Source organism: Serratia sp. GW822-FHT06E05, from assembly GCF_058799445.1.
In genome coordinates, this window is the sequence record NZ_JBXALM010000011.1 from 62,919 (window position 1) to 83,376 (window position 20,458).

Consider the following 20,458-nt stretch of genomic DNA (forward strand, 5'->3'; position numbering starts at 1 on the left):
GCGCCGACTTAATCTTCGGCTTTTTCGTCTTCGTCACGCAGCGGCACAATCAGCATGTCGATGTGCACGGTGTTGATCAACTGACGTGCGGAGGACATCAGCTTGCTCCAGAAATCCTGATGGTGGCCGCACAGGACCAGGTCCATATCGTATTTCTTGATGGCATCAACCAATACCTGCGCCAAATCGCCGCTGCCGCTCAGGGTTTCGGTGATCGGATAGCCGGCATTCTGCGACAGTTCGGTCAATGCGTGGTGAGTTTCTTCGGAAATGCGTTTTTGCATATCGCCGAGATTAACGTCGATCAGGCCGGTATACAGGTCGGAATAGTTAACATCTACGTGGATCAGGGAAACTTTGGCGTTGTACGGACGCGCCATAGATACGGCTTTCTCCACCAGGATTTTACTTTCCGGGGATAGGTCTACCGCAATCAAAATGTGTTTGTAAGCCATGAGAATACTCCTTCCATATAATGCCGATTAAAAGGTTAGCAGGCATTTAGCGTACCAGCCTGGCGCTTCAGGTTTCATTTTATCATTCAGATAACACAATGATATGTTGAGGCGATCACACTGCACCGCATCAAAAAACTCTCTTTATCTCCCTACCGTCAGTTTTACACCCGCTGGGCAGAAAAGCCTATCGCCCATGATGCGGTTGCTGGGTTGACCGATTGAAATATAAGCATTCTTAAACAGAGTATAGCCCCAAATGCCCTTTAGGGCAGTGGAAAACTCCGGCGGTCTCAGGCAGGGCAGTTATCAGTTATAACCAATAGATGGATGACAAATGGATGGCTTGCGGTAAATTTTATCTACTGCTCAGGCCAGTTTGCGTTTCATTAACCTACAATAATGACTATAGGCCTTATCATTTCTCCTCTGTATCAAACCTTCGCGTGTGCATCTGCATGGCGATGGGGTGTTTCCAGAGGCGGTGGGTTATGCGCGGCCTGTGCTGTGCAAAGGGGATCGGAGCGGTAAGCTCCAGCAGTAATGGGTGATAGAGGTAGGGCAGTTGGACCCGGCGGAGCGCCGTGGATAACAACGCCTTGAGGAGGCAATCATGATCAGTACCGTCGCGCTGTTTTGGGCTCTGTGTGTGGTGTGTGTGTTAAACATGGTGCGGTATTACTCTTCTCTGCGCGCGCTGTTGGTGGTTCTGCGCGGCTGTGACCCGCTGCTGTATCAATATGTCGACGGCGGTGGTTTCTTTACCGCTCATGGCCAGCCGAGCAAGCAGATACGGCTGGTGCGCTATATCTTCTCGCAGCGTTATGTCGAGCACCATGATCCGGAGTTTATTCGCCGCTGTGAGCGTGTGCGCGGGCAGTTTATGCTGACCTCAGCCCTGTGCGGACTGGTGGTGATCAGCCTGGTTGCGCTGATGATTTGGTATTGAATCCGACCGATTCTTTCTGCAACAGACAAAGAAAAAGGCGGCCACCAGGGCCGCCTTTCTCATCAGGCAAACTGCTTAGATCACCTTAAGCGCCAACCAGTACAGCGAACCGGAAAGCAGAATCGAGATTGGCAGGGTTAACAACCAGGCCAACAGGATGTTCTTCACGGTTTTGCTTTGCACGCCGCCGCCGTCCACGATCATCGTCCCGGCTACCGCCGAAGAGAGTACGTGGGTGGTGGAAACCGGCATGCCGGTATAGCTGGCAACGCCAATCGACAAGGCTGCGGTCATCTGAGCCGACACGCCCTGAGAGTAGGTCATGCCCTTCTTACCGATTTTCTCGCCGATGGTGGTGGCGACGCGACGCCAGCCGACCATGGTGCCGAGTGACAACGCCAGAGCAACCGAGACGATAATCCAGATCGGTGCATACTCAACGGTTTGCAGCAGATCCTGACGCAGGTTTTTCAGGAAACGTTGGTCCTGGGCCGAGGTTTCCGGCAGCTTGGCGATCTTGTCTGCGGTATCCGTTACGCACATCAGCAGGCGGCGCAGATGACTACGCTGTTCTACCGTCAGTTGATCGTAACTTTGCAGATTGTTCAGCAAGCCCTGAGTCAGCTCAATCGCCGGCATGGCGCGCGCGCTGTCACAGTGGAACTCGATAGGTTTATCCGGCGAGACGTCCTCATCCGGGCTTGGCACCAGTGGGGTCAGAGTGACCACGTGCGCCAAGGCGTCGCTGTGCTGCTGGTAATATTGCTGCAGGTGGGTCACGGCATCACGCGTACGGGTGATGTCATAGCCGGTTGCATTCATATTGACCACGAAGCCGGCCGGCGCAACGCCGATCAGCACCAGCATGATCAAGCCGATGCCTTTCTGACCATCGTTGGCGCCGTGCGAGAAGCTAACGCCGATAGCAGACAGGATCAGTGCGATACGGGTCCAGAACGGCGGCTTGCGTTTGCCGTCGACCTTTTCACGTTCCGCAGGGGTCATGTGCATACGCTGGCGTTTCTTGGTGCCACTCCAATAGCGGCGCAAGGCAAACACCATCAACCCGGCGACCATCATGCCGACCAGCGGCGAGATGAGCAATGACAGGAAAATACCGATCATTTTCGGGACGTTCAGCGCATCCACCACCGAAGTGTGGGTCATCAGTGCGTTGGTTAAACCCACACCGATAATTGCGCCAATCAGCGTATGAGAGCTGGAGGCCGGCAGACCGAAATACCAGGTGCCGAGGTTCCAGATGATAGCCGCCAGCAGCATGGAGAACACCATGGCTAATCCGTGCGCTGAACTGACGTTCAACAACAGATCGGTTGGCAGCAGATGAACAATGGCGTAAGCAACACTCAAACCACCGAGCATAACGCCAAGAAAGTTGAACAAGCCAGCCATCACAACCGCAAGTTGCGAACGCATGGCACGGGTATAAATTACAGTAGCAACCGCATTGGCCGTGTCATGAAAACCGTTAATGGCTTCATAAAACAACACGAACAACAATGCGAGAATTAACATCAGGCCGGTATGGAAATCCAGGCCAGCGAACAAATGCAGCATAAGCGTTACGCCAGTTTGTGGACATGAACGCCGCGCATTATCAGTGACAACCGGGGCCGGGGAAAAGGAAAATATGACGTTTTTTTGATTTCGATATGACGAAATGATGGCGTTGGTATGACAAATACATGAAATATCAGCGCGTTATGCTGAATGTCTCGCTGTAATATTTTCTTACTATGGCGTTGAGGGCGGCATGGCTTTACAATCTGCCGCCGTAAAGTTGTCGGTTACCGGTAGCGATACGGCGTAAAATAGCGGCCTTTTGTCGCGATTGTGGTTTTTATTCAGAGAGGCGCAGGTGGAACAGTTTGATGTCGTGGTAATAGGTGCGGGCGCAGCGGGCATGTTTTGCGCGGCGCAGGCAGGGCAACTCGGCTGCCGGGTGCTGCTGCTCGACAACGGCAAAAAACCGGGGCGCAAAATCCTGATGTCCGGCGGCGGACGCTGTAACTTTACCAACATGTACACGGAGCCTGCCGCTTACCTGTCGAATAACCCGCATTTCTGCAAATCTGCGCTGGCACGCTACACCCAGTGGGACTTTATCGATCTGATCAACCGTCATGGCATCGCCTACCACGAGAAAACCCTGGGTCAACTGTTTTGCGACGACTCGGCGCAGCAGGTGGTCGAACTCCTGGTGAAAGAGTGTGAGCAGGGTCAGGTGACGACACGCCTGCGCAGCGAAGTGCTGGGCGTAGAAAAAACCGCAGAAGGCTTCGAACTGGCGCTGAATGGTGAGAAAGTGAGCGCTCGCTCACTTGTGGTGGCCAGCGGTGGATTGTCGATGCCGGGCCTGGGCGCGACGCCGTTCGGCTATAAGCTGGCGGAGCAGTTTGGCCTGAAGGTATTGCCGACGCGCGCCGCGCTGGTGCCTTTTACGCTGCATAAACCGCTGTTGGAGCATTTGCAGACCCTGTCTGGCGTCTCTGTGCCGGCAGTGATCACCGCAGAAAACGGCGTCAGCTTCCGCGAAAGCATATTGTTTACCCATCGTGGCCTGTCCGGGCCGGCGGTATTGCAACTTTCCAGCTACTGGCAGCCCGGTGAGTTTGTGAGTGTTAACTTACTTCCTACGCTTGATCTGGCGGGCTTCCTCAATGAGCAACGTCAGGCACACCCTAATCAAAGCCTGAAAAATACCCTGGCGCTGCACCTGCCGAAGCGGTTGGTGGAATGTTTGCAGACGTTGGGCCAACTGCCGGAAGCGACATTAAAGCAACTGAATCCGACGCAGCAGGCAGCGTTGGTGGAAATCTTGCAGAATTGGCGCGTACAACCCAACGGTACCGAAGGCTACCGCACGGCGGAAGTGACGCTCGGGGGTGTCGACACCAAAGAGCTGTCCTCCAAGACCATGGAGGCCGCCAAGGTGCCGGGCCTGTACTTTATTGGCGAAGTGGTGGATGTGACAGGGTGGCTGGGGGGATATAACTTCCAGTGGGCCTGGAGTTCTGCCTGGGCTTGCGCTCAGGCGCTGGCGGCTCAAAAGCAATAATTTCCGCCGGGGTGATGTAAAAGCCGGCATTTGCTGCGTCGGGCGGAACCGACGCAGCAAATAAAATTATGGTTTAAGACCGATAAATAAATCATGCGTACCGCACGAAACAGAGTAATCCGTCGATATTCAATTTATTGTATTTAGCGGTATTTAAATTATTTGTAAATCAAGTTTTTTGGTATTATTTTTAGTTTAATTATTCTATCTAAATTTATTTAATTAATGGTGGATAACCTGATTTTTATTATTTACAGCGAGTGAAAAACCTCATCTATAATTATTTTTCATGTTTTCGAGTGAGAAGTTATTATGAATGGCGTTTTCTTTGTTCGGCAAATACCTATTACCCCAGAACTTCAGGTTACAGAATTAAAAAACCACGCCAATGGTTTCCTGCGCTATAACAATATCAACGATCTGGCACACAGTGGTCCAGAAGCTCTGACCTGGTTCCTGAACCGCGCCAATACGCTGTTTAAAAGCAATTATCCTTCTGCGCTGCCCACTGCCTCATTGCAATTGTCGTATTTGTCGGTTTTTTGCCGTGCGGAACATGAAGCGGATAGCCAGGCATTACCTGTTTACGATTTCCTCAAAATCGATATTCAACCCACAGGAAAAAGCGGCTACGGCGTGATGTTCTCTTCGCAGATGCGCGAGTATTATCGCGATCGGCTTGAAAATGGCATGGATACGTCGGAAATTCCGGTCGATCAGGCGTTCTTCAACTCTATTTTCAAGCAAGACTCGCCCAAGACCGGCGTACTGGAAAGTTATCCGGTGATCATGATCCCCCGTAGCGCAAATGAGCAAGCTCCTTCGCTTACGCATACCTATCTCAGCAGCCTGGGGCTGGATTCCCGGCATGTCCAGCCGCCTGCGTCGGCTTATCCTTTCCGGTTTTACTTCAAACAGGATCTTGCCACGCAGGATCCCGAAGTCATCGCGGCAATCTCAGCCTGCGGGCAGGCGATGTTTGAAATCGTACGCCCGCACCTTTATCCGTTGGATCAGCAGGATATGCCGCGTTTTGACATGGCGCACCTGACGGACATCAAGTGGGAGCAGCACAATACGGCGCGCAGGTGGGTGGCTGAGCATCAGCCCTGCGTCGAGGCGCTGATGGCGCTGCACGGTATCAGGCACTAGGGTTAAGCCGGCGACGGGAGCCAATCATTCAACTCTGCGGAATATCCTTGCGACGCTACGCCGCAGGGCCTTTCAGCTCCACGCGATTGCCGTCTGGATCGGTGAAATAGAGAGACGGCCCGTCGCCCTCTGCGCCAAATCGGGATTCGGGGGGATCAACGCTGATCCCCTGCGATCGCAAATACGCTAACAGTTCGCCCTCGTTGAAAGGATCGATGCGCAAACAGAAATGATCGACATTCTGCTGGCGAGCGTCGGGATACTGGCCGCCTTTTTTCCCCAGCACGCCCTCGACGTCGACCAGATCAAGCATGGAAACGCCGACGCGCAGATGCACCAGCCCCAGATCGGGACGCCGTCTGGCGATTTCACATCCCAGTATCTGGGTATAAAATTGAAGGCTTTTTTCCAGGTCGGTGACGCGCAGTACCAGGTGATCGATTTTCTTCAGGCTGAATGGGCGCACGCTGATGTCCTCAGATCGACGGATAATTAATCAGTATAATATACCCGTCGCCTTTCACGTTGCAGCGTCGTTACCTGCACTAAGTTACGTGGCCCTACCTGAATTTGTCAGTGCCCGTCATTGCCGGCAAGGGTTGCCACTATGGCTTCCAGCGCGGCATGCGGCGCGGCTGCGAGTGTAGAGCCCGCCTGCGCATTTTCCGCCAGCAGCCGCTGCAGCCCGACCAGCCAGTCGTAGATATAGAAGGCGGCATTTTTCGCCGGCGTGGGCGCCAGTTTGGTCAAGCGCTGCTGATTGCTCCAGTCGACCGCGGGCTGCGGTGGTGGGGTAAAGATTGGCTGGCCGGGATTGATGCGGCTGGCGGGGCGTAAAGCCGCCTCGCGCTGCTGGAAGCCCAGCCAGGCAACGAAATCGCTCAATACCGTCAGCGCCTGGCTGACCTGACGATCCTCCCCCTGTTCCGGCAGGGTGCCTGCGGCCAATGCGCGCTCCAGCGTTGCGTCAATCTCCAGACGGCAGGCGGCGCTAATCAGCGTATCAACCAGCAGTTCCAGCTGCGGTTTATCGACGCCCAACAGGATCAGCAGTTGGGCATTGTCCGGCAGGCAACGCAGATGGTTAATCCAGTCGGCGAATACCTTTTGGGCAAAGGAAGAACGCCCATGTTCCACCGAGCCGGTCGCGGCGCTATCTTCCTCACCAAACAGGTCGATCTCCACGTCGAACGGCGGTGCGGCGACAGTCGGTGCCGGTGAAGCATGCTGTTGCTGCACGAAGAGTTGGCGCAGCCTGTCGCGCTGCGGCAACAGCCATTCCAGCAATTCACCATGCGCCCCAGCCTGCGCCTGCAAGGCTCGCAGCAGTTGTTGGCTGCGCTGTTGCACACGCTGCGGATCCGCTGCGGCAAGCCAGTTGCCGAGCAGGCTTTCACTCAGCTCACGCCGCAATTCTTGTTGCAGTTCCTGAATGCGCGCTTGTTTCAATGCCGGGCGCGCCTGCGCCATCAGATAGTCTGTCATGCGGCGGCAGTCGCGTTCATCCATGGCCAGCAGGGTGGCCCAACTGTCGCCGGGCTCACCGACGTAGCGCTGAACGGCGTCGTCGGGGCGGGCTTTCCCTTCGCGCGACGCGTCGAACGGCGTGATTGCCCAGATTAAACCGGGCTTACGACGGCTGCGTACCGCAGCACTTTCCCCCTGGGTGCGTTTAACCCAGTAGGCCAGCGCATGGCCGGTTCGACTGGCCTCCTGTGGCGTGCCGGCGGCATCGCTGACCAGCAACAGACTGGCCTGCAGATTATCGGCGTAGTGGGTCAGCAGATTGGCGCGTTTGGCCTGTTGCATACGCCATGTCAGATCGCCGTCTGAACGACGGAGGCTGGCTGGAATGTCGAGAAGCTCAGCGTCGACGGGCAGCCCAGCGGGCAGAAGTGTTGCCACTTCGGCAGCTAACCACGCCAGATCGGCCTGCGCGACGTCCACGACGGCGCCGTTTTCTGTCAGTACGGAAAGTTTCACCTCGGCTGGCGTGGTGACCGCGTGGGCATGCTGAATACCCGTATCGGGATCCAAAGCTTGTAGAGCGGCCTGTACGCGTTCACTGCAGCCCAGCGTCTGGAGGCTATGCGCCAACTGACGATAGAGCATGGTCAGCGCCGGGTCTTCACCCCACAGCGGTGCGAACAGGCGGGCCCGGTCGTCAATGCTCAGATAGGGGGCCAATGAGACGGCCTGCGGCCAGAAGTGGCGGTCCAGCGCCTGTTGCCATTTGCCGCCGTGGTGACGAAGAGTGTCCCACAGCGCCACGATGGCATTGCTGTCCATGCCGTCAATCGCCATGGGCTGGCGATGGCGTTCCAATGTATTCAGGTGTGCGGCAATGGCTCGTGCGTCTCCATCCGGGCGAAAGCCGTTCATCAATGCTGCACTGGCCGTTATGGCGAGCAACTGCGCGTTATCCAGCAAGGTGATGCTCACCGGATAAGCTGGAGATGCTACGACGACGGGCGCGCAGTAGCGTACTGCCAGCGGGCAATCCTCTGAAAGCAGCGCGGCGCCGGGGGCCAATACCGCCAAGAGGTGGGCTTTGGCAGCCGCGTTATGACCATAAAGGCCGATGGCGACGCGGTGAGGTGTGGCGGTGTCCAACTTCCGCGCCCGATTGTAGCTGCGGCGCAAACGGATCGTCAGGTTATCGGCTTCCCGGTCCAGGCGAGCGGACTGTTGCCGTGCGCCGGCGACCCAGTCAATTGCCTGGATAATTCCGTTGCTGAGGCGGTTTATCGGGTCTGAAGTGATAGGTTTCATCGTTGATAAATGCTCCCGCTGTCGATCCAGTAATGGGGTGCACCAGAGGCGCTGGCAGCCAGGGTATTGAGTTTAAGCTGTAGCTGATGTGCGTGAACCGGGCTGCCGTCGGCCAGCATGGCGTGGGCAATTTTAACGCCCTCGGCACCTTGCGCTTCACTGCCGGTAATGGCCAACCGCAGGCTGATGACCGCATCGCCAGCCAGCTTGCGTGCCAACAGGGGATCGGTGATGGTCAGCGTATATAACGGCGATGCCGGCCAGCGCGGATTGTCCAACTGACGGAACCCAAGGCGCAAAGGACCGCGCAACTGGAAGCAGCCGGCGGGATCCAGCGCAAAATCGGCGCGATCCAGATCGATATCGCGATAGTAGACGTTATCGTCCGCCAGCATGTTATTGCCGTCTAGCATGCCCAGATGGCGAACGGTGGAATAGGGCTGGAAATCCCCAACGTTGAAGTAAAAACTCTCGAGGCGCAGGTCGATGGCCAGCAGGCACAGCATCGCTCCCACGGCGGCGGTGGATTTGGGGTTATCGATACGCCCACGCTTGTTAAACGGATACCAACTGCGGGTGTGATAGCCCTCGAGCGGCAAGATGCGGCTGGCGGGCAGCGGCTGCAGATGGCGCAGCAGGGCCTGGACGCCGGGGAAACGTGCCGGGCGGCCGGTCAGCAGCAACACATCGCAGGCGTACAGCGCCACCACTTCACACAGCAGCCGCAGGCAGCGGCCAATGCCGATCCGGTCAGACAAGAAGGCGCTGTGCAAGTCACCCAGGCGGACGACCAGCGGCGTGTGCAAAATATCGAAAGAAGAAGTGCCGGTTTCGCGCTGGATCTCGCCGTTGATAAACGTCAGCACTTGCGGGGTTGGGGCTTGAGGCAACAGATCGCCCAGGCTGGCGGCTACTTCTGCCTGGGCATCCAGCGGGTCGTAATCCTCATAAGCTGCCAACAACGCACGCCCGACAGGTATGAAAATCTGTAGCGCGGCCTGTTGGCGCAGGGTGGAAAATCCGTCCATGCGGCCTTCATTGCCGAAAAGCTTATCCATCACGGCCACCGGGGCCGCGACCCCAGCGTCCTCGATAGCCTGCTGCACGGCGGGCAAGATAAACAGCTGGATCACGTCCAGCAAAATATCGTCACCGGCGACTTTAAAGCCTTCGCGGAACAGCAGGCGAGGGTTGATCTTGATGTTATTGCCTACGCCATCGTCCAGCCTGTACTGGGTGATTGCCAGATCGGTGGTGCCGCCGCCGATATCGATGGAGGCGATACGCAGCGTTTTTCCTGCCGGTTCATCGGCTGCCAAAGGGCGATCCGGTCGAGCCATGCTGGCAAAAAAGGCGTCGGTACGGCCGGCGAAGTTCACCTGGGTTTCGTTGTACAGATAAACCATCTGGCCGCAGGTCGCCTCGTCCCATTCCATGTGCACCTGCGGAACGGGGAAGCGGGTTTGCTTGCCGTCGAACGGTGCGTCCAGCGGGTGCCAGCCCATGGCTTTCCACACCAGGCCAATCGCCTCCTGCATGCGGCGGCGGAAAATTTCCCGTTCCGGTTTCGGCATTGCCGAAGGCAATGTCAGGATGAGAGTTCGCAGGCGGCGCGGGGCGGTGGCATTCGGCATTTTTGCCCGTTGGGCGACGCTGTTGATCTGCATCAGCGCCTGCGCCAGCAACTCGGTCAGCATCAGCGTCATAACCGCGCTGCGGCTGTAATGGGCGGCGAATACCGGTAGCCGTTCCGCTAACGGCAGCGCAGAAAGCGGAACGCCTTCATCGTTTAACAGGGTGGTCAAGGGAGCGGCGGTGGCCATCGGCTCCTGCTTGCCGTTAAAACGCCAGCCAGGCGCATAGCGTTCTTCGTCCCACAGATAGCGGCGGGGGCTGGAAATACCGGTGGTGCCTTCACTGCCCTGCCGTTGTTGCGCCAGCTGTGCGGCCTCGCGGCCCACGCGGGTGATGGAAGGCCAGACAAAGGCGTCGTCGCGCCCGCTCTGGAACGAGAGGCCGGGTTTGCCGAACGAAACCTGAGAAAACTCGACCCGGCTTTCGAACAGTTCGTTGTACACGCAGTGCGGCGCGCTGAGCGAGCGTAGCTGCAGTTCATAGGTCTGCTTCAGGCCGTTGCTTTCTTCCGGATGGTCTTCGACCAGCACGCCACAGGTGTGGGAGTTGCCGACGTCCAGAATCACGTCCACGTTGACCGCGGGCTGCTGCAGCGTGGCCGCGATGATCTTTATCTGCGGCACCGCCAGTTGGTCGCCGAGCATGTTCAACACGTTAAGGTAGTGCGCCTGATATTCGAAAGTTTTCAACCCGCTGTAGATCTGAGCTTCGGCACGTTGTTCCAACGTGGTGGCGCCTTCGGTAAAGACTTCGCGCAGCCAACCGTCCACCCAGGTCAGATCGAGGAACTCGCCCAGATCGTGATTGCGGTGGGCCAGCGCAAAGCTTAGTCCGGTGTCGAGATCGCTTTCACTCGGGGCTAACGCCTCCTGGCCTGGCGTCGCGATACGGGTATCGAATGCCAGCACCACCCGCAGCGAGTTGCCGTCCTGATCGGGGGTATCCAACTGAAGGATCTGCATGCGCGCCCAGTTGTCCGGCCCAGCCAGAAACGCCCCGGAAGGGGTGTAGCGAAAGAACGGCAGTGGCAGCCAGGTCTTATCCAACAGCCGCAAAGATTGCTGCAGGGGATAACTGAATTCAGGGCGCACCACTTCATCGACCTGCCCCGGCTGCGCGGGCAGCAGGTATTTGCCGCTGTCGGCATGCCACTGCAGGCGTAAAAGTGGGCCACTCGCCGTCTGGCGGACAAACTTGCCCGGAAAATCGGCATCCAAAACCGGCGTCAGGGCAAAGTCCAGAAATTGGATGCCGCTGTCCTGAATCAGCGTAATGGCGTTTTTATAGTCCGTAAGGGGGGCCAGCATCATTTACTCTCGCGCTTTAACGTCATGGGATAAACCGTGTCCGCAGCGTAACGGCCGGTGCATTCCGCCGGGCCGGTCTCATTTTGCCTGCAGACGATTTCCGGCAGTGGGTAGCGGCTGCCGTCGCTGCAACGCGCTTTGGTGCGGCTGTTGATCACCAGATTGCCTGACTGCATCAGCCCGGCCTCTATCGGCGCCCGGCAGGTGATGGCGTCGCCGTAGGTGATGCTGGCGGTGCCTTTGCCGTTATTGAGACGGTATTGCAGGCTGGGCCGTTTGCCGGTCAGCGGATCTTTCAACGCCACCGTCGCGCGCCATCTGCCGTTGAGAAAACGGGTGGAGCCGGCCTTGACCGCTTCGGCTGGCAGTACCAGCGAATTTTTGTCCGCCGGCGGCAACACCACCGGGACGGGCGGCGGCGGCATTAGCGTGGCGTGTGCCAATGGCAGATGCAGCTTGGGGATCGGCTTGGCGACACCGACAGGCGAAGGTGGTGGTGCCAGCACCGCCGAAGATGTGGCTGGTGGGGGATTCGTTTGGCTCAGCCAACCCGCCAACAAGGCCATGATCGCTATCACTGGCGCCATCCACACATAGCGGCGCCACGGCCGGCGCACCGGCGCGAGGATAATTTCTGGCGTCAGGGCTGCGGGTTCCGCAGCAGGTTGAGGCTCGGGGGCCGCCTCTACGCGCGGACTGGCGGCAATTGGCGTCGGTTTTTCTGCCGGCTCTTCGGTTGGGCGCAGGCAGGCCAGCGGATCGTCCTGACACTGTGCCTGTGGCCTGATAAAGCCCCAAAAGGTCAGCACCGGTTTATCGTCGACCAGATAAACATGGTTGGGATCGGGTATTTGCATCGCCTTGCTTAACAAGGCGCCGAAAAGGCGTTGGCTGGGATGGGCGGTCGTTTGTGTCTCGGCGATCAGGGCGTTGAAGGTTGCCAGGCTGCGCTCCAACAGGTGCACGGCCTGAGCGCGTTGAGCCTCGTTCGCCGCCAGCCAGGAGGTGACTTTTCCAGGGAAAGGCGAGTACCAGTCAATGTGAGTGCCCGCCTCGTTCGGCTGCGGGATAGCCAGACAATCAGCGGCCGGCTGCTGTTGACGAATGCGCAGAGTTTCCCGCAGCTGCAACGCGCAGGCGTAAACCGGCTGTCCATTCTCGCCCAATGCAAGCACATCATCCAAACGGCCACTGCGTAAAAAGGGTTTTCCCACTGCCAAGCACCTTGTTCTGTTACCGATAAACGCATAAACGGTCATGGTAACCCGCGAACTAAAGCGGCAAACGGCCAAGGACAGGCGTAAAAAGGCACCTCTTGCTTTAATGGGCGAGGCAGAAAACGCATAGAGCCTGTTTATCGTGGCAATACCGCAGCCTGTTTCCTGATGCCGTGAGGCGAAAACCGACTCATAGGCTAAGCTGGCTTGAAGAGAGTTTTTCATTAGGTGACCCGCATGCAGATCATTCTGGCCCCGACCAATCTGGGGCTGCGCCCTCTGTGGCCCGGCCATATCCCCGGTACCTGGCGAGCGCCACAGGCGCTGATGGCACAGGGGTTGGCTCAACGGCTGGCGGCTGAGGCCATCCATGAGTTAGTGTCGCCGACCTATTCTCCGCTGGCCCCCTCGGGCACCCGCATACGGAATGGCCATGCCATTCGCGCTTTCAATTTAGAGCTGGCTGCAGAGGTGGCCGCGGTGCAAGCGCGTGGTGACTTCCCGCTGGTGATTGGCGGTGACTGCTCAATTTTGTTGGGCGCGCTGGCGGGGGCGCGCCGCGCAGGGCCACTTTCGCTGGTGCACATTGATGGGCACAGCGACTTTCGTCATCCCGGCAACTACGACCCTCAGCAGATGTTGGGCGCGGTGGCGGGGATGGATCTGGCATTGGCAACCGGCCGCGGGGAGGCGTTGTTGACCGAATGGCCCGATGTGGCAGGGCCGCTGGTACCGGATCGCCAGGTTTTACAATTGGGTGAGCGAGAGTGCCGCGACGCGGACTTCGCCTGGCCGGATATCAATCAGACTGCCATCACGCGTATCGATGTTTTTGCCGCCAACCTGATGGGCAGGGCGGAAATTATACGGCATATCGACCAGATGCTGGCCGCCGAGCCAGAGTGGCGATTTTGGTTGCACCTTGATGTGGACGTGCTGGATCAGGCCGTGATGCCGGCGGTGGATTCCCCCGGCAGCCCCGGTATCGATCGTCTTTGGCTGGAAAATATCGGGGCTAAGCTGCTGCAAAATCCGCTGTGCTGCGGCATGACGGTATCGGTATTCGACCCGGATCTGGATCCCGACGGCCGCTACGCGGCATTGATCGTGGAAATGCTCGCGGCGATGTTCCATCGGCACAAACCTTAAGTCAGGCCTTGTGTGTCGACAGCAGGATGCTGGTTTCGGTGCTGGAAATGCCGGCAATGCGCCGAATTCGCCCCAGAATTTTGTCGAAGTTCTCCAGGCTGTCGGTGCGGATCTCCACCAAAATATCCCACTTGCCGTTGGTGGTGTGCAGGGTAAACACCGCGGGCTCGCCGCGCAGCTGTTGCAACACGCTTTGCGCCTTGGTGCCTTCGACCGCCACGGACATCCAGGCGCGGATGCGGTTATGTTCCACCCCCGGTTTTACACGGATGGTGTAGCCGGTAATGATCCCTTGCGCCTCCAGAGCCTCAATTCTTTTTTGCACCGTAGCGCGTGATACCCGGACCTTATTGGCCAGTTCGGTCACCGAGCTACGGGCATTTTCGCGCAGCAGCGCGAGGATTTGGCGGTCGGTATCGTTCATGGTGTCAAAGTGTCGGTTCGAAGTGGCGATTTGTAAAAATATAGAGCAATTTAGCCAGTTATCACACTGTTTGGCGTCAAATTGATTTTCCATAATAGGGCGGCGTCGCTATCCCGAACCCTGTGAGAAACATCATGCAAACCACCCAATCCGTTTTTATGGTGCGGCCATTCGGCTTCGCCGCCAATCAAGAAACCCGGCACAGCAACTTCTTTCAAAAAATCACGGAACATAATGAAAATCAGGCAACGTTGGCATTAACTGCCTTCAATGATTACGTCGACGCACTGACGCAAGCCGGTATTGACGTTACGGTGATAGAGGATACTGGCGGGCAGGAAACGCCGGATGCGTTATTTCCCAATAACTGGATTGCTCTGCTGGGGGACGGCAGCCTGTTCACCTTTCCGATGGAAGCGAAGAACCGACGACGGGAGCGCCGCCAGGACATTATCGCGCAGCTCGCCAATGACTTTGTGGTTGAACGGCAAATTGATCTTTCCGCCCACGAACTGGCGGGGCGCTTTCTGGAGGGTACCGGATCGCTGATCCTGGATCACCGGCATAAGCTGGCTTACGCCTGCCGGTCTTCACGCAGTTCGCCGGAGGTAGGCCGCGAATTTGAACGACACTCCGGCTACCAGATTGTCTGGTTCGAGGCTGCAGACCGCCATAATCGGCCCATCTATCACACCAACGTGATGCTGAGCGTCGGTGCGGAATATGCCATTGTTTGCCTTGAAAGCATCCGCAACGAAACGCAAAAAAGTGCGCTGATCGCCTCGCTCACACGCAGCGGAAAAACCATTATCGATGTCAGTTTTGCCCAGATGGAGGGCTTTGCGTGCAACGTGCTGGAGCTGCGCGCCAAAGACGGCCACCCGGTTTACGCCATGTCCACCCGGGCCTGGGCTCATTTCACCCCGAAGCAGCAAACGCTGATCGGCAGCTATGCGCGCCTGGCGCTTGGACCTATTGATATCATTGAGGATCTGGGCGGCGGCGGGGCGCGGTGCATGCTGGCGGAAATTTTCCTGCAGCGTAAATTCGCACCGGCCTGACTGCGCTGGCCACTCAGTTCAATCCCAATTGATTCAGCAGCATCTTGTTCAATTCGATACTTTTGTGGACGTTCAGCTTGCGCATCGCCGAGCGCTTATGGGCGCTGATGGTCTTCTGGCTGCGCTGCAGCATACCGGCGATGGTACAGGCGGACATGCCGGAGCTCATCAGCTTCAGCACCTTCTTTTCGCAGCTGCTCAGGGCGGCAATACGGCACTGTCGGCATTTCCAGATGCCGCTGGCGTGCAGGGCGACCCAGGGCTGCTGGCAGAAGCGCTCCAGCGCCAGCTGCAGTTTTGCGCGAACGACGGCATCATCATCGCGCCGATTAATGCTAAACAGCGCCGGATGCTTGTGCTCGTAGTGAGCATCTCGGTCGTTGAGGATCAGCACGGTCATTTGCCGATGGCGCGGCGTCTGATAAGGGCTCTGGTAGCAGCGGGCACAGCCGCAGCTGTCTTCCAGCGTGCGGAAGACGATTTCTATCGGCTCCATATTTAGCAAATCGGCCGAGGCGCCGCGGCTGCTTGCATTCAGGTTATGGAGGTAATCCTCTACCAGCAGGCGCAGTCCGAGCTGATAAAAGTTATCGCTGCCCAACAGGGTGAACCGGATATTAAGCATAGTTACTCCTCAAAGCGCGCATCGTGCGGAAACAGTCGCTTGGCCTGGCGTTGCAGATCGGCGGCTCGCTGGGGCTGTTGCAGTAGCCGGCTGACCGCCATCAAATTGATGTAAATATTGGCGTCTGGCCGCACGCGGATTTCGTTTTCAGCCCATTGCTGGTAGCTCAGCAACGTAGCCATATTGCGGGTTTGCGGGTATTGCAGCAGCTGTCGCAACTGCATGTCATAGTCGTAACGGACCTGCCAGGGCGTCGGTGTGATGACCTGGCTCATGGGGCCGAATTGCCGCAGGCCGCTTTTTTCCACAGCGGTAATGATCAGCGCGCTGTGCAGGCCATTAAGCAGATACGGCACCATCAATGCAGCGATGCCCGCAGTGGTCAGCCGCAGCGGGAGCTGCGAATGGGAGGGCAGCCGCAAACGGCGTCGGAGGTCACTAACGCGCAGAATCACCAGCAGCAGCACCGCGTGGGCGGCGGAGAGATAAAGCGGGTATTCCACCATCATGTGCAGCAGGATCGGCAATGCCGCCAGCCAGGGCGCGGGCCGTAGCGGAACGGGGCGGCTGTGCCGCAGCAAACGGCATAGCCCCCAGACGATCAGGGCGATACCGCTCAGGCTCAGCAGACCGCCTTCGACGCCCCACAGCAATATCTCGTTGTGCGGGTGGCTGATGGCAACGCTTTCCATACCGCTGCTGTGAGTGGTGTAAAAATGATGCAGAAAATCGTGCTGAAAATGGCCGTAACCCCAACCTAACCAGGGACGCTCGGCGATCATGTCTAGCGCCTCTTGCCAGTAGGTAAGTCGGTAAAAAATCGGTTCCGGCAGCATAAGCGCCCGCGTAGCGCCATTTAGCATCACCAGCAACAGCCCGGCGCTTACCCCGGCCATCAACAACAGCAGGGCGATGCCGGCGCGTCGGCGGTTAAGGCGGTACAACATCCACAGTTGGAGCGGAGACACCAGCAGGGCCGCCAGCAGTCCGACGCGGGAGGCGATAACGATCAGCAACAGCGGTGCCAGTAGCAGCATGGCGGCGGCCAGCCATTGCAAACTGCGCGACAAAGGGCGACGGGCGCTCAGCAGATACAGCGCCAACGCCAGGCCGGTAGCCATAAAGCTGGCCATCAGGTTCCACTGCTGGAAGATGCCGTAAGGGCGGTTTTTCAGGGTGTTGTAGCCCATCCAGTTGCCCGGCTGCAGCAAACTGTATTGCACCAGGCCCAGCAAGGCTTCGATAACCGTCGCTGCCAGCAGCAGCACCAATAGCCTGCGCCGCCACCGGCGATCGAGCGGGATTTGCAGCAGCGCAAAGTAGGCCAGAACGCCCAGCACCAATCCCATCAGGCGCGGCAAGGCTTCGCTTAACCAGGGCTGTTGAGCCCACAATAGCGGCAGGAGTAAAATCAGGCTGCCGGACGCCAGCAAGTTAAAGAAGCCGGAGGTGGCCAGCGGCGGACGGCCGAACAGCATCGCACCTATGATCAACAGGGCGATGAAGATCCCGCCGACCAGATTCCACGGCAGATAGAATCCGCTGCCGCCGCGATTGGGCCAGTAAATGTGCATGGCGATCAGGCAATAAAATGCCGCCAGCCCGAATAACCAGGCCGCTTTAGATTTGGACATCATGACGTGTTCCTGCGGCGCCGACTTACTGATAAGCCAGTACGAAATTGGCTACCGAGCTGAACTCACCCTCGGTAATGGTTTTATTCTGTATCGCGCTGGGATGGCCCTGCACATAGGCGGTGAAATTCAGAATATTGGCACCGTCCTGCAACGTCACCGCGCTGGTGGCCTGGTTCAAATCAATGTCCGCGCCCTTGCTGTCAAACAGGGCGATCGCGGCACCGTTGGCGCCGTTATTAATCGCCAGCTTGCCCGGCAGTTCGCTGTCCTCGTTCCCGCTGAAGGTGACATTAACGGTTTTAAACACCGCCGTTTTACAGTCGGTCAACTTGATGTTGAACGGCACCGGGTTGCTATGGCCGTAGCGGTACAGGGTTTTGACGATCACCGTGTCCATTTCCACCACCTGATCGGCCGATTGCGGTTCGATATTGCAGGGGCGACTCACCACGGTGCCGTGGAACTGCAGCGGTGAGCCGACCAGCTCGGTATCCGCCAGCGTCGGCAGTGCCAAAAAGAGTAGCGGCGTGCAACTGAGCATCGCTAAAGCGCGTAAACGCATCGTCTGTTTCTCCCTGAATTACTCGAAGGCCGCCACAATGGTGGCAGAGGCGTTGAATTCCCCTTCCGCGATTTCTTTACCGCCGTTGGCCAATGGTGCGGCAACCAGGTTCCAGCTACCGCCGTTACCGATATTTGGCACCGGGTAAAACTCATTCGGGATCACCAACTGGCCGTTATGTTTGATCTCGATACCGAGGTCGGTTTTATCGGTTTTAAATGCGTTATTGGTGAAGGGCGCCGGGGTGCCGGAGACCGCCAGTTTGATGTTCAGCGTACCGTCTTCGAAGCTGCCGCCTTCGCATTGGAAGCGCACCGGGATACTTTGTGGGTAGCTGGCGCCGTTCAGATTGCTGCCGCCGATTTCACCGAACTCGACGTTGATCAGTTGGCCTTCGTTCACCACACATTTATCCGGCACGTAGAGAATGGCGGACTGAATAAACACCTGCGCCATCGGATTGGGGCCGAAACCGGCGTCGGTTGACCCCAAACGGCCATACATCTCGATGATCTGCCGGTCATTGATCTGTACGCCGTTAATAATTTTTTTGCGTACCCGGAAGGTGATTTTGCCTTTGGAGCCACTGCCATAGTTATTGACCTGCAAATAAGGCGGTTTGCAGGAGTGCTGGTTGAGCAGATTGGACTCGTTATAAAACGGTACGGTGATATAGGCGTTTTTATTGCCGGCGATCCAAACTTCGGCTTTCAAGTCCAGGAAGTCATTCAGTTTTAAATAGCCATTGCCGTATTCGGACGCAGGCAATGCCGAATCCGACTTATAAAAGTGTGGGCTAACGGGGATCGGGGTGTCGCAATAGACCTTGCCGGTATAAGTGCCGCCTAACGAATAGGGAAACTCTTTGGTAAAACCGACCTTGTTGGTGATATTGCTTTCATTCAGATCGATATAAAACTGTTTCGCTCCGCCGTCCGGCGTGACGTAGCCGTTGGCCCACACGGCTGGAGCCGTCAGCGCCAGTGCCAGCGGCAGGCAGGAGTTAAGGTAGGTTTTTTTCATCACGTTTGTGAACCTCACAGGTAAATCACCTGAATGTGCGCCACGCCGGAAAAACCGGCCGCCATCACCGCTCGCTGCGTGGATTCCACGCTGGCGCTGAACCACAGCGTATTGCTGCCGGGTTGCAGAATGTAAGGCCGGCTCTGCTGGTTGAGCGAGAGCGCATGGCCCTGCTGATCCTTCAAACGCAGGCCGATGCCCTGTACGCCGCCGTTCAGTTTCAGCAGATCGGGGTTGTTGATATCGCTTTCGCCGAGAAACACCAGCGTGGCGGCCTGTTCACCCTGCAAATAGAGCTGCCCGGCATCGCCGTTACGTTGCCCTGCCGGGTTATCCGCCAAGGCTTTGGCCCCCAGCAGGCAGTTGCGGAACGAGAGGCGAAAACGTACCGGCGCACTCTGATCGCCGGCGTTTTGAAAATCGCGTGCGTTAACATCACCCAAATCAATCGACTGATCCTGGCTGTCCGGCGTCAGGCTGCACGGGGAGCTGAGCAGGCCGCCATGAAAGCTGACGGTGCCGGTGGTGCCTTGGATCACGCCCAGTGGCGTTGCCGCCGTCGCGCTGCCGCTAACCAGCAGCGCGGCGATCAGCAGGGGCCGCAGGCGGCCGCCGGTGAATTCAGCCATGCGGAATCTCCTTATTTTTTGGTCTCGGGCACGGCGTTGCACACGCTGCCGTTACAGGCGAAGCGCAGCTCTGGGTGACCGCCGTAGTCATTGATATAGGTGATGACAAAGCTGTTGAGGCCGTTGTCGCGCACCTTAATGGTTTCGCTCGATTTCGGTTTCAGCATCACCGGCTGGAAGTCGCCCAGCGCGCCGCCGCCCTGTTTCTGCGTTTGGCGGGTCATGCCGGTCAGGGTGATGTAAAAAGGCGTAGGATTTTCAACGGTGAAACCGCCGTTGCTTTTGCGAAATACCAGCTTTTCCTGCCACACTTCGCCTTTTGGCGCGACGATGGCCTTTGGCCGATAAAACAGTTTGATCTGGGTTTGCAGTGCCAACTGCATCACGTTGGTTTTACTGCTTTTCGGCGGAATTTCACGCAGGTTGAAATAGAACACCGACTCGCGATCTTGCGGCAGACGATCGGCCTCCGGCGTCTTGGTGATGCGCACCACGCTGCGTTCATTGGCTTCAACCCGCTGCAACGGCGGTAACACCACCAGTGGCGAAGTGATTTTCTGGTGCTGCTCGTTTTCCAGCCAGGACTGCGCTAGGAAAGGCAGTTCCTTGTTTTCGTTGACGATATTCAGGCTGATGGATTTCGCGTCGCTGAGGTAAACGGCGCGAGTACGATCCAGCGATATCGCTGCGTTGGCGGCCGGTACTGCAGCGGTCAAAGCCAGGCCCAGCACGGTCATTTTTGCTAACGGAACGTTGTTCATAATCATCAATTCTCTGCGTTA

General features: G+C 57.4%; 18 protein-coding genes. 5 read left to right on the top strand and 13 right to left on the bottom strand.

All coding sequences use genetic code 11. The features are described from left to right. Window positions 1-8: 8 nt before the first annotated feature. A complete protein-coding gene (gene uspA, locus AC1RKC_RS21055) occupies window positions 9-455 on the bottom strand; it encodes a universal stress protein UspA (protein ID WP_012147365.1) in 447 nt (148 codons plus the stop codon). Between the two features lie 613 nt (window positions 456-1,068). Between uspA and uspB the strand changes: the two genes are divergently transcribed. Continuing rightward, window positions 1,069-1,404 carry a universal stress protein UspB gene (uspB, locus tag AC1RKC_RS21060; RefSeq protein ID WP_020837437.1) on the top strand — a complete coding sequence of 112 codons (336 nt, stop codon included), beginning with the start codon at window positions 1,069-1,071 and terminating at the stop codon, window positions 1,402-1,404. Between the two features lie 75 nt (window positions 1,405-1,479). On the opposite strand, the gene pitA is transcribed toward uspB, so the two are convergent. Continuing rightward, on the bottom strand, window positions 1,480-2,982 hold the full coding sequence (gene pitA, locus AC1RKC_RS21065) for an inorganic phosphate transporter PitA (RefSeq protein WP_020837436.1): 1,503 nt from the start codon (window positions 2,980-2,982) through the stop codon (window positions 1,480-1,482). Between the two features lie 301 nt (window positions 2,983-3,283). Here pitA and AC1RKC_RS21070 point away from each other — a divergent pair, with 301 nt between their 5' ends. Both AC1RKC_RS21070 and AC1RKC_RS21075 read left to right on the top strand, forming a co-directional pair. Further along, a complete protein-coding gene (locus AC1RKC_RS21070) occupies window positions 3,284-4,483 on the top strand; it encodes a BaiN/RdsA family NAD(P)/FAD-dependent oxidoreductase (protein WP_046375112.1) in 1,200 nt (399 codons plus the stop codon). Between the two features lie 312 nt (window positions 4,484-4,795). Further along, window positions 4,796-5,635: a putative oxygenase MesX gene (locus tag AC1RKC_RS21075; RefSeq protein WP_187962041.1), complete on the top strand. Its 840-nt coding sequence runs from the start codon at window positions 4,796-4,798 to the stop codon at window positions 5,633-5,635. A gap of 55 nt (window positions 5,636-5,690) precedes the next feature. On the opposite strand, the gene AC1RKC_RS21080 is transcribed toward AC1RKC_RS21075, so the two are convergent. From AC1RKC_RS21080 to AC1RKC_RS21095, 4 genes are all read right to left on the bottom strand, one after another. After that, window positions 5,691-6,101 (bottom strand): VOC family protein, encoded by a 411-nt coding sequence (locus tag AC1RKC_RS21080; protein ID WP_048760442.1) that lies wholly within the window; start codon window positions 6,099-6,101, stop codon window positions 5,691-5,693. Window positions 6,102-6,208: 107 nt separating this feature from the next. Next, window positions 6,209-8,407, bottom strand: a complete 2,199-nt coding sequence (locus AC1RKC_RS21085) for a virulence factor SrfC family protein (RefSeq protein WP_493092713.1) — start codon at window positions 8,405-8,407, stop codon at window positions 6,209-6,211. Further along, a complete protein-coding gene (locus AC1RKC_RS21090) occupies window positions 8,404-11,349 on the bottom strand; it encodes a virulence factor SrfB (RefSeq protein WP_493092730.1) in 2,946 nt (981 codons plus the stop codon). The genes AC1RKC_RS21085 and AC1RKC_RS21090 overlap by 4 nt, the downstream gene beginning before the upstream one ends. Next, a complete protein-coding gene (locus AC1RKC_RS21095; RefSeq protein ID WP_116691622.1) occupies window positions 11,349-12,563 on the bottom strand; it encodes an SrfA family protein in 1,215 nt (404 codons plus the stop codon). The genes AC1RKC_RS21090 and AC1RKC_RS21095 overlap by 1 nt, the downstream gene beginning before the upstream one ends. Before the next feature lie 240 nt (window positions 12,564-12,803). Here AC1RKC_RS21095 and AC1RKC_RS21100 point away from each other — a divergent pair, with 240 nt between their 5' ends. Continuing rightward, window positions 12,804-13,715 (top strand): arginase family protein, encoded by a 912-nt coding sequence (locus AC1RKC_RS21100; protein ID WP_493092714.1) that lies wholly within the window; start codon window positions 12,804-12,806, stop codon window positions 13,713-13,715. Between the two features lies 1 nt (window position 13,716). Here the strand turns inward: AC1RKC_RS21100 and AC1RKC_RS21105 are convergent, their stop codons facing one another. Beyond that, window positions 13,717-14,232, bottom strand: a complete 516-nt coding sequence (locus tag AC1RKC_RS21105) for an Lrp/AsnC family transcriptional regulator (protein ID WP_020837427.1) — start codon at window positions 14,230-14,232, stop codon at window positions 13,717-13,719. Between the two features lie 41 nt (window positions 14,233-14,273). Here AC1RKC_RS21105 and ctlX point away from each other — a divergent pair, with 41 nt between their 5' ends. Further along, a complete protein-coding gene (gene ctlX / locus AC1RKC_RS21110) occupies window positions 14,274-15,200 on the top strand; it encodes a citrulline utilization hydrolase CtlX (protein ID WP_392455003.1) in 927 nt (308 codons plus the stop codon). Window positions 15,201-15,213: 13 nt separating this feature from the next. On the opposite strand, the gene AC1RKC_RS21115 is transcribed toward ctlX, so the two are convergent. Genes AC1RKC_RS21115 through AC1RKC_RS21140 form a run of 6 tightly spaced genes read right to left on the bottom strand, consistent with a single transcriptional unit; the run spans window position 15,214 to window position 20,443 of the window. Beyond that, the gene (locus AC1RKC_RS21115) at window positions 15,214-15,825 is read right to left on the bottom strand and encodes a helix-turn-helix transcriptional regulator (protein ID WP_122080418.1); all 612 of its coding nucleotides are present in this window, start codon (window positions 15,823-15,825) and stop codon (window positions 15,214-15,216) included. Between the two features lie 2 nt (window positions 15,826-15,827). Then, a complete protein-coding gene (locus AC1RKC_RS21120) occupies window positions 15,828-17,462 on the bottom strand; it encodes a PglL family O-oligosaccharyltransferase (RefSeq protein ID WP_493092715.1) in 1,635 nt (544 codons plus the stop codon). A gap of 22 nt (window positions 17,463-17,484) precedes the next feature. Then, window positions 17,485-18,024 carry a fimbrial protein gene (locus AC1RKC_RS21125; RefSeq protein ID WP_493092716.1) on the bottom strand — a complete coding sequence of 180 codons (540 nt, stop codon included), beginning with the start codon at window positions 18,022-18,024 and terminating at the stop codon, window positions 17,485-17,487. Window positions 18,025-18,042: 18 nt separating this feature from the next. Next, window positions 18,043-19,047 carry a fimbrial protein gene (locus tag AC1RKC_RS21130; RefSeq protein WP_020837418.1) on the bottom strand — a complete coding sequence of 335 codons (1,005 nt, stop codon included), beginning with the start codon at window positions 19,045-19,047 and terminating at the stop codon, window positions 18,043-18,045. A gap of 14 nt (window positions 19,048-19,061) precedes the next feature. After that, entirely contained in the window at window positions 19,062-19,676 is a 615-nt protein-coding gene (locus AC1RKC_RS21135; protein WP_116691625.1) for a fimbrial protein, read from the bottom strand. 11 nt (window positions 19,677-19,687) lie between these two features. After that, window positions 19,688-20,443, bottom strand: a complete 756-nt coding sequence (locus AC1RKC_RS21140) for a fimbrial biogenesis chaperone (protein WP_493092717.1) — start codon at window positions 20,441-20,443, stop codon at window positions 19,688-19,690. Between the last annotated feature and the right edge of the window lie 15 nt (window positions 20,444-20,458).